Raw genomic sequence first — 14,805 nt, forward strand, 5'->3', positions numbered from 1 at the left:
TGGTGGTACCCGGTCAGTCGGTCAGCAGTGCTTCGCGGATGAGTTGAACGGGGTGCCAGGAGCGGCGCTCCGTCCCGTGCAGGATCTGCTGGCGGCAGGAGGCGCCGGTGGCGACGATCACGGTCGACCCGGGTTCGGCCTCGACGGCGGGGAAGAGCCGGTCGCGCCCCACGGTCATGGAGACCTCGTAGTGCTCGCTCTCGTAGCCGAAGGAGCCCGCCATCCCGCAGCAGCCGGCGTCGAGTTCGACCACCTCGGCGCCGGGGATCCGGCGGAGCAGGGCCATCGTGGCGGCCGTGCCGACCTCGGCCTTCTGGTGGCAGTGCCCGTGGTAGAGCAGTCGGCGACCGGCGGGCCAGGCGTCGGGGTCCAATCGGAGCCGTCCGGTGTCGATGGCCTCGGTGAGGAGTTCCTCCACCTGCCGGACCCGGCCCGCGAGGTCCCGGACCACCGGGTCGTCCGGGTGCAGGGCGAGGTGTTCGTCCCGGAGCGTCATCAGGCAGGACGGCTCGCAGCCGGTGACCGGTGAGCCCGGGGCACCGGTGGCGGCGAGGGCGTGGGCGAGGTCGGCGGACTGCCGTCGGGCGTCGTCCAGCAGGCCCTTGGAGAGGCTGGCCCGGCCGCAGCAGCCCTGGGCCGCGAGGCGGACCCGCCAGCCGGCCTGTTCCAGCAGTTCGACGGCGGCGCGGCCGATGGCGGGTTCGGTGTAGGTGGTGAAGGAGTCGGCGAGGAAGGTGACGTCACCCAACGGGGCGGATTCGGCGGAGTGTTCGTGGCTGCGGAACCAGCGCGGCAGGTTGTCCCGGGCGAAGGTCGGCAGCGGCCTGGCGCCGGTGATGCCCAGCCGGCGTTCCAGCAGTCGGCGGACGAGCCGGCTGCGGCCCGGGAGGTTGGACAGCGGTGCGGTGGCCGAGCCGATCCGGTTGAGCAGCCGGATGGAGCCGAAGACCCGGGACCTGAGCGGCACGCCGTGCAGGTCGTGGTGGTGGGAGAGGGTCTCGGCCTTGAGGGCGGCCATGTCGACGCCGAGCGGGCATTCGCTCTTGCACGCCTTGCACATCAGGCAGAGGTCGAGGATCCCGTGCAGGCGCTCGTCCCCCAGGGCCCGCCGGGGGTCCGGCTCCGAGAGCGCCTTCACCAGGGCGTTGGCGCGGCCGCGGGTGGAGTGCTCCTCCTCCCGGGTGGCCATGTACGAGGGGCACATGGTGCCGGTGCCGCTCTTGCGGCACAGTCCGATGTTCATGCACCGGTCGGCGGCCCCGCGCATGCCGCCGAGGACCTCGAAGGAGAGCCGGGTGCGCAGTCCGGGCGCGGGGGGCAGGGCGGGGTCGCGCAGGTGGTCGGTCATGGCGGGGGCGTCGACGATCTTGCCGGGGTTGAGCAGGTTGCGGGGGTCGAAGAGCCGTTTCGTCCCGCGCATCGCCTCGTAGAGGTCCCGCCCGAAGAGCAGCGGGTTGAACTCGCTGCGGGCCAGACCGTCGCCGTGCTCGCTGGAGTTGACGCCGCCGTACTCGGTGACCAGGTCGCGGATCTCCTCGGCGACCGCCCGCATGGTGGCCACCTGGGCGGGGTCGGTGAGGTCCACGAAGGGGCGGATGTGCAGGCAGCCGACCGAGCAGTGGCCGTAGAAGCCCGCTGTCAGGCCGTGGCGTTCCAGCACCTGTTGGAAGCGGCGGGTGTAGGCGGCGAGGTGGACCGGGTCGACGGCGGTGTCCTCGACGAAGGCGAGCGGCCGACGGGTGCCCTCGCCCGCCGCCATCAGCAGGCCGAGGCCGGCCGAGCGGACCTTGAGCAGGGCCTGCTGCTGGTGCGGGGTCACCGCGTGCAGGGTGTGGTAGCCGTGGCCGTGGCGGGCCCAGTGGGTGGTCAACTGCTGGAGTCGGCCGTGTAGTTCGCCCTCGTCGTCGCCGCTGAAGCTGACGAACAGCAGCGCGCCGGGGTCGCCCGCCAGGATGGTGCCGAGCGGGGCGTACTCGATCTTGCGCCGGGACAGCTCCAGGATCGTCCGGTCCATCAGCTCCACCGCGGCGGGGTCGCAGGCGAGGGCGTCCTCGGTGGCGTCCACGGCGTGGGCGACGGAGGTGAAGTGGCCGACGGCGATGACCGTGTGGGCGGGCCGGGGCACCAGGTCGACCAGGGCCCGGGTGGTGATGACCAGGGTGCCCTCCGAGCCGACGACGAACTTGGCGAGGTCGAAGGGGGCGTCCGTGCGGGCGAGCCGTTCGAGGCGGTAGCCGCCGGAGCGGCGCCAGAACTCCGGGGTGCCCTCGGCGATGGCCTGGGCGTTGGCCCGGACGATCCGCGGGAGTTCGCGGTAGACGGCGCCTTCGAGGGTCGGCAGGGCGGCCCGGCGGCGGTGCTCGGCCTCGTCGACGGGGGCGAGGCGGGCCCGGGAGGCGTCGGAGAGCACGACGTCGAGTTCCCGGACGTGGTCGATGGTCATCCCGTGGCGCAGGGATCCGCTGCCGCCCGAGTTGTTGCCGATCATGCCGCCGATGGTGGCCCGGTTGGCGGTGGAGGTGTCGGGGCCGAAGACCAGGCCCAACGGGGCCGCGGCGCGGTTCAGTTGGGCCTGGACCACGCCGGGTTCCACCAGGGCGGTGCGGGCCTCGCGGTCCAGTGCCACGATCCGGTTGAGGTGCCGGGAGAGGTCCAGGACCAGGCCGGGGCCCACGGTCTGCCCGGCGAGGCTGGTGCCCGCGCCGCGCGGCACCAGCGGGACGCCGTGCTCGGCCGCGGCGGCGACCGCGGCCTGGACGTCCTCCTCGTGCCGGGGCAGGACCACGCCGACCGGGGTGATCGCGTACATGCTGGCGTCGCGGGAGTAGAGGTGGCGGGTGTAGTCGTCGAAGCGGACCTCGCCGTCGAGGTCGCGGCGGAGGCGCTGTTCCAGCGCGCGGGTGTCGGGGGCGGGGTGGTCGTCGGGGCCGGGGGGCGGGGTGTCGGGGGTGCTCGCGGTCATGTCCGGTCGGCTCCAGGGGCGGGGAGGAGGACGGGGTGTCGCGGTGCGGGGGAGCGGGAGGTGCGGGGAGCGGGGGTTACGGCCGCCGGAGCACGTCGAGTGCCGCGCCGAGGCCGGCCGGGTCGATCGGCACCCCGGCGAGCTCCAGGCCCAGCTGCACCCCGCCGAGGGTGCCGATGAGCGTCAGGTCGTTGAGGTGGCCGAGGTGGCCGATCCGGAAGACCCGGCCGGCGAGCCGGCCGAGACCGGCGCCGAGGGACATGTCGAAGCGCTCCAGGACGAGTTCGCGGAACCGGTCGGCGTCGTGGCCCGGGGGCAGCAGGACGGCGGTCAGCGAGCCGGAGTACTCGCGCTCGTCCGCGCACAGGACCTCCAGGCCCCAGCCGCGGACGGCGGCGCGGGTGGCGGCGCCGTGCCGGGCGTGCCGGGCGTGGACGCGGGTGTGGCCCTCGGCGTCGAGGATGCGCAGCGCCTCGTCCAGGCCGTAGAGCAGGTTGGTGGCGGGGGTGTACGGGAAGGAGCCGGTCCGGTTCGCCTCGATGACGGGTTCCCAGCTCCAGAAGGAGCGGGGGAGCCCGGCGGTGCGCGAGGCGACCAGTGCCTTGCGGCTGACCGCGTTGAAGCCCAGTCCGGGCGGCAGCATCAGGCCCTTCTGCGAGCCGGAGACCGTGACGTCCACGCCCCAGTCGTCGTGGCGGTACTCGAGGCAGCCGAGTGAGGAGACCGCGTCGACCAGCAGCAGGGCCGGATGGCCGGCCTCGTCCAGGGCGCGGCGCAGTTCCGGGATCCGGCTGGTCACGCCGGTGGACGTCTCGTTGTGGACGACGCAGACCGCCTTGATGCTCCGGTCGGTGTCCGCGGCGAGCCGCCGGGCGAGCTCCTCGGGGTCGGCGCCGTGCCGCCAGTCGCCGGGGACCAGGTCCACGGCCAGGCCGAGGGCCCGGGCCATCTCCTGCCAGAGCGTGGCGAACTGCCCGGTCTCGAAGCAGAGCACCCGGTCGCCGGGGCTGAGGGTGTTGACCAGGGCGGCCTCCCAGGCGCCGGTGCCCGAGGCGGGGTAGATCACGACCGGGCCCGAGGTGCCGAACACCGGGCCGATCGCCTTCAGCAGACGGAACGTCAGTGCGGCGAACTCCGGGCCGCGGTGGTCCGTGGTGGGCGCGGCCATCGCCCGCAGCACGGGGTCGGGCACATTGGTGGGGCCGGGGATCTGGAGGAAGTGGCGGCCGGTGCGGAAGGACATGGGCGTCGAACCTCCTGAAGGCTTGTGCCGTCTGACGGCACGCCGTATCGTGATGCGGCATAGCGGAGCGTAGGCGTCGCCCTCGGAGGGGGTCAAGGATGCAGAGCGTGCTGAATGCGCTGCGGGTACTGGAGGAGGTCGCCGCGCGGCAGCCGATCGGGGTCGCGGAACTGGCGCGGGTCATGGAACTGCCGAAGAGCTCCGTGCAGCGGGCGTTGCAGACCCTGCACGCCGCGGGGTGGCTGGGCCCGGCGGACGGGACGCCCACCCGGTGGCAGGTCACCGCCAAGGCGCTGCAGATCGGCCGGCAGGCCACCGGTGAACTGGGCCTGCGGGACGCCGCCGTGCCGGTGATGGAGGAACTGCGCCGGGAGACCGGCGAGACGATCCACCTGGCCGTGCCGGAGGGCGGCCGGGTGATCCTGGTGGAGCGGCTGGAGACCAGCCAGCCGGTGCGGATCGTCCTCCCGCTCGGGCAGGACCTGCCCGCCCACGCCTCGGCCAACGGCAAGGCGGTGCTCGCCGCGAGCCCGCCCGAGGTGCTGGAGCGCTACCTGGCCGACGGGCTGGCCCGGTACACCGACACCACGATCACCGAACCCCGGTCGCTGCTGGAGGAGTTGGCGGAGGTCCGGCGCCGCGGCTACGCCACCAACGGCGGCGAGTGGCGCTCCGACGTCTCGGCCGTCGCCGCCGCGGTCATCGGGCGGCTCGGTGCGCCGGTCGCCAGCCTCAGCGTCAACGTGCCCGCCAGCCGGGCCACCGACGCCTCGCGGGCGGCGCACGGGGCGCTGGTCAGCGCGGCGGCGAAGCGGCTCGGCACGGTGCTGGGGGCGCGGGGCTGACGGTCGATCCGTCACTCCTGAACGGGATGTGACGGATCGTCAGAAGTACTGCTCTCGCTCCTGGGGGCGCCCCCGACCTCTTGACGGCGGTGTCGACGCCTCCCATGCTTGGCGGCTGATGGAACTCTGATTCCATGATGCGAAAACATGCGTGCGCCGATCGTCCGCGCCCGGATGGATCGTGCGTTCTTGCCTTCGCAGTCATCGCCGACTGGAGAGAGCGAGACCCACCCGTGTACCGCCAAGTCTCCGACCCGCTCGGGCACCCCGCGCTCGCCGCCCTGCTCGCCTCGACCCCACTGCTCGTCCTGCTGGCCCTGCTCGGCGTGCTGCGCCTGAAGTCGCACTGGGCCGCCCTCGCCGGGCTGGCCACCGCCTTCCTGATCGCCACCGCCGGCTACGGCATGCCGCTCGGCCAGGCCGCCGACGGCGCACTGGAGGGGGCCGCCTTCGGGCTCTTCCCGATCGTCTGGATCATCCTCGGCGCGGTGTGGATCAATCGCCTGCAACGCGCCTCCGGGCACTTCGACCTGATCGGACGGACCTTCTCCGCGCTGTCCGACGACGTCCGGGTCCAGGCCGTCCTGATCGCCTTCTGCTTCGGGGCGATGATCGAGTCCCTCTCGGGCTTCGGCACCCCCATCGCGGTCACCTCGCTGATCCTGCTCGGCCTGGGCCTGGACCCGCTGAAGGCCGCCGCCGTCGCCGCCTTCGCCAACACGGCCCCGGCGGCCTTCGGCTCGGTGGGCAATCCGATCCAGACCCTGGCCAAGGTCACCTCCCTGCCCGGGGCCGACCTCGGCGCCATGGTCGGCCGCCAGTCCGCCGTCATCGCGGCGCTGGTGCCGTTCGTCCTGCTGCTCCTCCTCGACGGGCGCCGCGGGCTGCGGGAGGCGTGGCCGGTGGCCCTGGTCGCCGGACTCGGCTTCGCCGTCGGCCAGTTCCTCTGCTCGAACTACCTCACCTACCAACTCACCGACCTGGCGGCCTCGTTGACCTCGCTCGCCGCGGTGGTCCTGCTGCTCCGGGTGCGGGGACGCGGCGGGGTTGGGCACGGTACGGGTGGGCGCGGCACGGGTGCCTCCGGTGGGGAGCGCGCCCCGCGGCGGGAGGTGCTGCTGGCCTTCCTCCCGTACGCGGTCATCACCGCGCTGTTCGCCCTGGTGTCCTACGGCGGCCCGATCGCCCGCTTCGTGAAGGGCCGGGACGTCTCCTTCCCCTGGCCCGGCCTCCACGTGGTCAGCGCCACCGGCCGGCCCGTGGCGGTCACCACCTTCGACTTCGGCTGGCTCGGCGCGGCCGGGACGCTGCTCCTGGCCACCGGCGTGGTGACCGCCCTCGCCCTCCGCGTGCCACCCCGGCGGGCCCTGCGCTGCTACCTGGACGCGCTGCACCAGATCCGCTGGGCGGCGTTGACCATCGCCTGCGTCCTCGCCCTCTCCTACCTGATGAACCTCTCCGGGATGGCCTTCTCGATCGGCGCCTGGCTGGCGGGACTCGGCGGCGCCTTCGCCCTGTTCTCCGGCTTCACCGGCTGGTTCGGCGTGGCCCTCACCGGCTCCGACACCTCCTCCAACGCACTGTTCGGGGCGATGCAGGTCTCGGCGGCCCAGCACATCGGACTGTCCCCGCTGCTGGCCGCCGCGACCACCAGTACCGGGGGCGTCCAGGGCAAGGCCGTCGCGATGCAGAACCTGGTGATCGCCGCGAGCGCGGTGGGGACCTACGGCCGGGAGGGGGAGGTGCTGCGCAGGATCATCGGCTGGAGCCTGGCCGTCCTCACGGTGCTCTGCCTCCTCGCCTGGCTCCAGTCCACCCCGGTCCTCGGCTGGATGGTCCCCTGACCGGGTGCGGCCCGCTTGGCCGGAGGCGTGGTGCGCCCCGGCCCCGGTGGCGGCGGAGGACGCGACCTCGTCCCCGGAAGCGCATGCGAATCATCCGTCAATCGGACGAGCAGACCAGCGGATTGGCATAGAACAACTGACTGCGAACAATTGCAAAGTGCAAGAAAAAATCGGCTCTAGGATCGCCCATCAGCCCCGGATCCGTCCGCTCCACCTCCCCCGGCGGGTGCATGCTGGCAAGGGTTCGTCGAGTGGTGCGTGTCGGATCCGCAGGGTTCGGCACGCCCGATTCCGAGGGAGTCCGAGGGCGTGCGTCGTCACAGGGAGAAGGCGGAACGGGCGGTGGCGGAGGCGGCCGAACGGCTGCTGGCAGCCGGGCGGTTGGCGCGGGGAGTACCCACCACGCCGGACGGCAGAGCCGTCTTCCGCACCGATCAGAGCGTCAACGACAGCCCCTACCGGGAGCGTTGGGCGCACGACAAGGTGGTCCGCTCCACCCACGGGGTGAACTGCACCGGGTCCTGCTCGTGGCTGGTCCACGTGAAGGACGGCCTGATCACTTGGGAGACCCAGGCCACCGACTACCCCACCGCCGGCCCCGACCGGCCCGACTACGAGCCGCGCGGCTGCCCCCGGGGCGCCTCCTTCTCCTGGTACACCTACGCGCCGACCCGGATCCGCTACCCCCACGCCCGGGGCGTCCTGGTGGAGATGTACCGCGAGGCCAAGGAGCGCCTGGGCGGTGACCCGGTGGCGGCCTGGGCCGACCTCCAGAACGACCCGGAGCGCCGTCGCCGTTACCAACGCGCACGTGGCAAGGGCGGGTTGGTGCGCATCGGGTGGGAGGAAGCCCTGGAGATGGCCGCCGCCGCCCACGTGCACACCATCGCCGCCCACGGCCCCGACCGGATCGCCGGCTTCTCGCCGATCCCGGCGATGTCGATGGCCTCGCACGCCGTCGGGGCCCGCTTCCACGCCCTGATCGGCGCCCCGATGATCTCCTTCTACGACTGGTACGCCGACCTGCCGATCGCCTCCCCGCAGGTGTTCGGCGATCAGACCGACGTCCCGGAGTCCGGCGACTGGTGGGACGCCGCCTACCTGGTGCTGTGGGGCTCCAACGTGCCGGTCACCCGTACCCCCGACGCCCACTGGATGACCGAGGCCCGCTACCGGGGCCAGAAGGTCGTCGTGGTCTCGCCCGACTACGCCGATGCCACCAAGTTCGCCGACGAGTGGCTCCACCCGCACCCGGGCACCGACGGCGCGCTCGCCATGGCGATGGGCCACGTCATCCTGCGCGAGTGCTTCGTGGACCGGCAGGTCCCGTACTTCACCGACTACGTCAAGCGGTTCACCGACCTGCCGTTCCTCGTCGCCCTGGACGCCCCGGAGGCCGCCGCCCCCGTCGGCGGGACGACGGGGGCGGACCGGGTCCACCACACCCCCGGCGCCTTCCTCACCGCCCGCGACCTCGACCTGGCCCCGGAGGCCGACGAGTCCGCACGCCGCTGGATGCCCCTGCTCTACGACGCCGCCACCGACCGCCCCGCGGTGCCGCGCGGAACCCTGGGTGACCGCTGGAGCAAGAGCGGCGAAGGCGGCTGGCACCTCGACCTCGGCGGGATCGAACCGCTGCTCAGTCTGTACGGGCGGCCCGACGCGACCACGGCCACCGTCCGTCTGCCGCGCTTCGACGAGGACGGCGGCACCGTCGAGAGCCGGGTGCCCGCGCTGCGCCTCGGCGGTCGGCTGGTCACCACCGTCTTCGACCTGATGCTCGCCCAGTACGGTGTGGGCCGCGAGGGCCTCCGTGGCGCAGGCCCGGTCTCCTACGAGGACGCCGCCACCCCCGGTACCCCGGCCTGGCAGGAGGCGATCACCTCGGTGCCCGCGCGGGCGGCCGTCCGCGCGGCCCGCGAGTTCGCCCGCACCGCGGAGCAGACCCGGGGCCGCTGCATGATCGTGATGGGCGCGGGAACCAACCACTGGTTCCACTCCGACACGATCTACCGCTCCTTCCTCTCGCTGCTGCTGCTCACCGGCTGCCAGGGCGTCAACGGCGGCGGCTGGGCGCACTACGTCGGCCAGGAGAAGGTCCGCCCGTACGCGGGCTGGCAGCAGCTGTCCACCGCCTCCGACTGGGTGCGCCCCTCCCGGCAGATGGCGGGCACCCCGTACTGGTACCTGCACACCGGCCAGTGGCGCTACGACCGCTTCGGCGCCGACGCGCTGGCCTCGCCGGCCGGTCGCGGCACCTTCGCCGGCCTGCACACCGCCGACCTGGTCGCCCGCTCCGCCCGGCAGGGCTGGCTGCCCTCGTACCCCACCTTCGACGCCAACCCGCTCGAACTCGGCCGCCTGATCCAGGAGTCCGACGCCGACCCGGACCAGTGGGTGGCCGCCGAACTGGCGGCCGGCCGGCTGCGGCACGCCTGCGAGGACCCGGGCGACCCCGCCAACTGGCCCCGGGTGCTCACCGTCTGGCGTGCCAACCTGATCGGCTCCTCGGCCAAGGGCAACGAGTACTTCCTGCGCCACCTGCTGGGCGCCGCCGACAACGCGAGCGCCGAGGAGGCTCCGCCACGGGCCCGGCCCCGGGAGGTGGTCTGGCGGGACGAGGCGCCGCGCGGCAAGCTCGACCTGCTGCTCGCCCTCGACTTCCGGATGACCTCGACCACCCTGTTCGCCGACCTGGTGCTGCCCGCCGCGACCTGGTACGAGAAGCACGACCTGTCCAGCACGGACATGCACCCGTACGTACACGCCTTCTCGCCCGCGATCGACCCGCCCTGGCAGGCCCGCACCGACTTCGAGATCTTCCACGGACTGGCCGCCGAGGTCTCCCGGCTGGCCGCGGGCCGGCTGGACACCCGGCACGACCTGGTCGCCACCGCGCTGCAGCACGACACCCCCGGCGAGGCCCCGCCCGACGGCCCCACCCGGCCCCGACTCACCCTGGTGACCCGGGACTACACCGCCATCGGTGATCAACTCGCCGCGCTGGGGCCGGTGGTGGACGAACGGGGCCTCACCGTCAAGGGCGTCACCGTACGGGCCCTGCCCGAGGTCGTCCGGCTCTCCGAGCGCTGCGGCACCGCCACCCGGGGACCGGCCCGCGGTCGCCCGCTGCTGGACACCGACGTCAAGCTCTGCGAGGCCGTCCTCGCGCTCTCCGGCACCACCAACGGGCGGCTGGCCGCCGAGGGGTTCCGGCGGCTCGCCGAACGCTGCGGACCGGGCTCCGGGTTCGAGGAACTGGCCGCCTCGGTCGCCGAACGGCGGGTGGTGTTCTCCGACACCCAGGCCCGGCCGGTGCAGGTCGGCGCCAGCTTCGAGTGGTCCGGCAAGGAGGCGCCGGACCGCCGCTACTCTCCGTTCACCATCAACACCGAGCACCGCAAGCCCTGGCACACCCTCACCGGCCGCCAGCACTTCTACCTCGACCACCCCTGGATCGCCGAGTACGGCGAACAACTCCCGGTCTACCGACCCCCGTTGGACCTCGCCGCGCTCGGTGAACCGGGCACGGCGACCGGCCCCGGCCGGGCGGTGACGGTGCGCTACCTCACCCCGCACTCCAAGTGGTCCATCCACTCCGAGTACCAGGAGAACCTGCTGATGCAGACCCTCGGCCGCGGCGGCCCGGTGATCTGGCTCTCCGTGCCCGACGCCGAGGCCATCGGGGTCGAGGACAACGACTGGATCGAGGCCCACAACGCCAACGGCGTGGTGGTGGCCCGCGCCGTCGTCTCCCACCGCATGCCCGCCGGCACGGTGTTCATGTACCACGTCCAGGAACGTCTGGTGAACGTGCCCCGGTCCGAGGCGACCGGCCGGCGAGGCGGCGTCCACAACGCCCTCACCCGGCTGCTGATCAAGCCCACCCACTTGATCGGCGGCCACGCCCAGCTCTCCTTCGCCCCCAACTACTACGGCCCGACCGGCAACCAGCGCGACGCCGTCACCACCATCCGGCGCCGCTCCCAGGAGGTCACGTACTGATGCGCGTCATGGCACAGGTGGCAATGGTGATGAACCTCGACAAGTGCATCGGCTGCCACACCTGCTCGGTCACCTGCAAGCAGACCTGGACCAACCGGCAGGGCACCGAGTACGTCTGGTTCAACAACGTGGAGACCCGCCCCGGCCAGGGATACCCCCGCGGCTACCAGGACCAGGAGAAGTGGCAGGGCGGCTGGCGGCTGAAACACGGCCGGCTGGTGCCCCGCGGCGGCGGCCGGGCCCGCCGCCTGGCCCGGCTCTTCGCCAACCCCGACCTGCCCACCCTCGACGACTACTACCAGCCCTGGACGTACGACTACGAGAACCTGATCAGCGCCCCGCTCGGCGACGACGTGCCCACCGCCGCCCCGCGCTCCCTGGTCGACGGCCGCCCCACCCAGGTCACCTGGGGCCCCAACTGGGACGACGACCTCGGCGGCGGCCCCGAGCACCTCGCCGGGGATCCGGTGCTGCGCGGGATGAACGACAAGGTCCGGCTGGAGTACGAACAGGCCTTCATGTTCCACCTGCCGCGCATCTGCGAGCACTGCCTCAACCCGACCTGCGTGGCCGTCTGCCCCTCCGGCGCGCTCTACAAGCGCATCGAGGACGGCATCGTGCTCGTCGACCAGGACCGCTGCCGCGGCTGGCGGATGTGCGTGAGCGGGTGCCCGTACAAGAAGGTCTACTTCAACCACCGCAGCGGCAAGGCCGAGAAGTGCACCCTGTGCTACCCGCGCATCGAGGCCGGGCAGCCCACCATCTGCTCCGAGACCTGTGTCGGCCGGCTCCGCTACCTCGGCGTTCTGCTCTACGATCCCGACAAGGTCGGCGCAGCCGCCTCCGTGGAGAACGAACAGGACCTCTACGAAGCCCAGTTGGACTGCTTCCTGGATCCGGAGGACCCGGCCGTGCGGGCCGCCGCCGAGGCCTCCGGAATCCCGCACGACTGGGTCACCGCAGCCCGCCGCTCGCCCGTCCACGCCCTGATCAGCCGCTACCGGGTGGCCCTTCCGCTGCACCCCGAGTACCGCACCATGCCCATGGTCTGGTACGTCCCGCCGCTCTCCCCGGTGGTCGAGTCGCTGACCGCCACCGGCCACGACGGCGAGGACCCGGCCAAGCTGTTCGCCGCCATCGACGCGCTGCGCATCCCGCTCGACTACCTGGCCGGACTGTTCACCGCGGGCGACCCGGCCCCGGTCGAGAACGCCCTGTGCCGGCTGGCCGCCATGCGCAGCCACATGCGCAGGGTCAACCTCGACGAGGAGCGTGACCCGGCCATCGCCGGCGCGGTGGGCCTCGACCCCGAGGAGATCGAGGCGATGTACCGGCTGCTCGCCCTCGCCAAGTACGACGAGCGGTACGTCATCCCCACGTCGTACACCGGATCCGTGCCCGACGAGGGCGCCGACACCGGCTGCAGCGTGGCCGACCACGGCGGGCCCGGCGGGTTCGACCCCGACGTCTTCCACGCCGCCCCCGCCCCCGGCCCCGACCGCGAACCCGAGTACGCCCGCACCGCCGCGCTGCGCGGCCGCGTCAACCTGCTGAACTGGAACGGCCGCGGTCGCCCCGACGGCCTCTTCCCCCGCCGGGGCGAGGAGGAGGCGTGACCGCCACCCAGCTGATCCACCAGGCCGCCGCGCTGCTGCTGGAACACCCCGGCCCGCAGTGGCCCGAGCGCCTCCGACTGGTCGCCGACGCCCTGCGCGCCGCCCCGGACGGCCCCGCCCGGCCACTGCTGCGGTTCTGCGCGGCCGTCACCGACGTACCGCCGTTGGAGCTGTCGGCCCGCTACGTCATCACCTTCGACCGCAGCCGCCGCCGCACCCTGCACCTCACCTACTACACCGACGGCGACACCCGCCGCCGCGGCGGGTCGCTGCTGCGCTGGCAGCAGCTCTACCGGGCCCACGGCTGGCAGCCGCCCGCCGACGAACTGCCCGACTTCCTGCCGCTCGCGCTGGAGTTCGCCGCCCGCTGCCCCGAGCCCGGCCGGGCCGCCCTCCAGGAGCACCGCGCCGCCCTCGAACTGCTGCGCCTGGCCCTGCGCGACCACCGCAGTCCGTACGCCGACGTGCTGGAGGCGGTCTGCGCGACTCTGCCCGGCGCCTCGCCCGCCGACCGCGCCGCCGCCTTGCGGCTGGCCCGCTCCGGGCCTCCCGCGGAAACCGTCGGGCTGCTGCCCTACGCCCAACACCCTTTGACCGCCCACCAGTTGCCGGAGGAAACCCGGTGAACCATCTGTCCGTCGCCCTGTGGGGTGTGCTGCCCTACCTCACCCTCGCCGTGCTCGTGGCGGGCACCGCCTGGCGCTACCGCTACGACCGCTTCAGCTTCACCACACGCTCCAGCCAGCTGTACGAGAACCGGTTGCTGCGCATCGGCGGGCCGCTGTTCCACTACGGGCTGTTCCTGGTCGCGGGCGGGCACGTCATGGGCCTGCTCGTCCCCGAGTCGCTCACCGAACGCGTCCACGTCCAGGAATGGCTCTACCACGCCAACGCCCTGGTCGTCGGCGGCACGGCGGGCCTCGGCACGGTGGCCGGGCTGGCCGTCCTGCTGTACCGCCGGCTGCGGGTGCCCGCCGTCCGAGCCGCGACCAGCCGCAGCGACCGCCTGGTCTACCCCCTGCTGACCTGCGTGCTGCTGGCCGGCCTCACCGCGACCGCCACCACGCTCCAGCCGCACCCCTACGACTACCGGCGCGGGGTGTCGGTCTGGTTCCGCTCCCTGCTCACCCTCGACCCGGACGTCTCCGCGATGGCGCACGCCCCGCTCGCCTACCAGGCCCATGCGCTGCTCGCGATGGCGCTGCTGGTGCTGTTCCCGTTCAGCCGGCTGGTCCACGCCCTCACGGCGCCGCTCGGCTACCTGGCCCGCCCGTACATCGTCTACCGCTCGCGCGGGGGAGCCCGCACCGGTACCCCCGCGCGGCGCTGACGGCCGCGGTCAGCCCACGGCGTCCCGGAACTCCGTGCCCGCTCCCGGGACCGGCACCGACCGGTCCTCCGCCACCGCGAGCAGCGCCAGCAACCCCGCCACCAGCCCGGACCGGGCCGCCGCCGGCATCCCGGCCACCAGCTGCTCGATGGCGGCCCGGCGCCGGTCCAGCACCCGCCGTACCAGCGCCAGCCCACCCGAAGTCAGCGTCAGCACCACCTCGCGCCGGCTGACCAGGCTGACCCGGCGGTTCACCAGGCCCGCCTCCTCCAGCCGCACCACCGCCCGCAGCGCCGTAGAGGGATTCACCCCCAGGACCCCGGCCAGTGCCGCCAGCTTGACCGGCCCGCACCCCTCCAGGGCCACCAGCGTGCGCAACTGCGCCAACGACAGCGAATCGTCCACTTCGGCCAGGGCCCCCGCCGACAACCCCATCACCAGCCGCGACGCCGCCACCACCGCGGCCACCGTCTCATCCGCCCCTGCTGCCAACAGCCCTCCCGCCTCGCCCGGAACCAGCCCGTGATTTTCGCACGGACTTTCCACTCACCACACCCATGGACACCCATGGACACCCACGGGCAAGGACGACGCAACCGGGCCCCGGCCACGACCGGCGAGCGATCGTCGCGGTACCCGGGACCGACAGCTCAGCGGACCGTACATCTGGAGCGCACGTTGAAAGACTGGAGCGTCGAGGTCAAGGCCGACCTGGGCATCGACTCGCGGTCCGGGGGACGCGTGAGCGCGGTAGCCGCCGCCGGTGTGGAGCTGGGTGTGCTGAGTTGGTCGCGGGCCCGGGAGGCGGCGCGGCGGGCGGGGCTGCGGCCGTTGCCGGTGGTGGGGCTGGCGTTGGCCGGGGCGATCGGGCACGTGCTGGCCGAGCCGCTGGGCGCGCTGACCGATCTGCCCGCCTTCGACACCTCGGCGATGGACGGGTGGGCGGTCGCCGGGCCCGGG

General features: G+C 73.3%; 9 protein-coding genes and 1 pseudogene. 7 read left to right on the forward strand and 3 right to left on the reverse strand.

What is annotated here, in order from left to right:
• Nucleotides 1-13: 13 nt before the first annotated feature.
• Complete coding sequence (locus tag ABTZ03_RS27880) at nucleotides 14-2,962, reverse strand: FAD-binding and (Fe-S)-binding domain-containing protein (RefSeq protein ID WP_350515841.1); 2,949 nt, start codon at nucleotides 2,960-2,962, stop codon at nucleotides 14-16.
• A gap of 76 nt (nucleotides 2,963-3,038) precedes the next feature.
• Nucleotides 3,039-4,205, reverse strand: coding sequence for a pyridoxal-phosphate-dependent aminotransferase family protein (locus ABTZ03_RS27885; protein WP_350515842.1), 1,167 nt, complete (start codon nucleotides 4,203-4,205; stop codon nucleotides 3,039-3,041).
• A 98-nt stretch (nucleotides 4,206-4,303) separates the two neighbouring features.
• Between ABTZ03_RS27885 and ABTZ03_RS27890 the strand changes: the two genes are divergently transcribed.
• The 6 genes from ABTZ03_RS27890 (at nucleotide 4,304) to narI (ending at nucleotide 13,845) form a co-directional block, all read left to right on the forward strand.
• Complete coding sequence (locus ABTZ03_RS27890; RefSeq protein WP_350515843.1) at nucleotides 4,304-5,050, forward strand: IclR family transcriptional regulator; 747 nt, start codon at nucleotides 4,304-4,306, stop codon at nucleotides 5,048-5,050.
• Between the two features lie 233 nt (nucleotides 5,051-5,283).
• Entirely contained in the window at nucleotides 5,284-6,894 is a 1,611-nt protein-coding gene (locus ABTZ03_RS27895) for an L-lactate permease (RefSeq protein ID WP_350515844.1), read from the forward strand.
• 309 nt (nucleotides 6,895-7,203) lie between these two features.
• Nucleotides 7,204-10,899 (forward strand): nitrate reductase subunit alpha, encoded by a 3,696-nt coding sequence (locus ABTZ03_RS27900; RefSeq protein WP_350515845.1) that lies wholly within the window; start codon nucleotides 7,204-7,206, stop codon nucleotides 10,897-10,899.
• Nucleotides 10,899-12,515: a nitrate reductase subunit beta gene (gene narH / locus ABTZ03_RS27905; RefSeq protein WP_350515846.1), complete on the forward strand. Its 1,617-nt coding sequence runs from the start codon at nucleotides 10,899-10,901 to the stop codon at nucleotides 12,513-12,515. The genes ABTZ03_RS27900 and narH overlap by 1 nt, the downstream gene beginning before the upstream one ends.
• A complete protein-coding gene (gene narJ, locus ABTZ03_RS27910) occupies nucleotides 12,512-13,141 on the forward strand; it encodes a nitrate reductase molybdenum cofactor assembly chaperone (RefSeq protein ID WP_350515847.1) in 630 nt (209 codons plus the stop codon). The genes narH and narJ overlap by 4 nt, the downstream gene beginning before the upstream one ends.
• Nucleotides 13,138-13,845 (forward strand): respiratory nitrate reductase subunit gamma, encoded by a 708-nt coding sequence (gene narI / locus ABTZ03_RS27915; protein ID WP_350515848.1) that lies wholly within the window; start codon nucleotides 13,138-13,140, stop codon nucleotides 13,843-13,845. The genes narJ and narI overlap by 4 nt, the downstream gene beginning before the upstream one ends.
• A 9-nt stretch (nucleotides 13,846-13,854) precedes the next feature.
• Here the strand turns inward: narI and ABTZ03_RS27920 are convergent, their stop codons facing one another.
• Nucleotides 13,855-14,337 carry a MarR family winged helix-turn-helix transcriptional regulator gene (locus ABTZ03_RS27920; protein ID WP_350515849.1) on the reverse strand — a complete coding sequence of 161 codons (483 nt, stop codon included), beginning with the start codon at nucleotides 14,335-14,337 and terminating at the stop codon, nucleotides 13,855-13,857.
• Between the two features lie 186 nt (nucleotides 14,338-14,523).
• Between ABTZ03_RS27920 and ABTZ03_RS27925 the strand changes: the two are divergent.
• Nucleotides 14,524-14,805: pseudogene (locus ABTZ03_RS27925) on the forward strand (molybdopterin molybdenumtransferase MoeA); the annotation flags it as partial.

Origin of the sequence: Kitasatospora sp. NPDC096077, from assembly GCF_040303245.1 — a bacterium.
Taxonomy (GTDB): Bacteria; Actinomycetota; Actinomycetes; order Streptomycetales; family Streptomycetaceae; genus Kitasatospora.

What these genes read in the sequence shown, in the direction of transcription:
- ABTZ03_RS27880 (WP_350515841.1), bottom strand. Translation starts at nt 2,962, where the DNA reads ATGACCGCGAGCACCCCCGACACCCCGCCCCCCGGCCCCGACGACCAC.
- ABTZ03_RS27885 (WP_350515842.1), bottom strand. Translation starts at nt 4,205, where the DNA reads ATGTCCTTCCGCACCGGCCGCCACTTCCTCCAGATCCCCGGCCCCACC.
- ABTZ03_RS27890 (WP_350515843.1), top strand. Translation starts at nt 4,304, where the DNA reads ATGCAGAGCGTGCTGAATGCGCTGCGGGTACTGGAGGAGGTCGCCGCG.
- narH (WP_350515846.1), top strand. Translation starts at nt 10,899, where the DNA reads ATGCGCGTCATGGCACAGGTGGCAATGGTGATGAACCTCGACAAGTGC.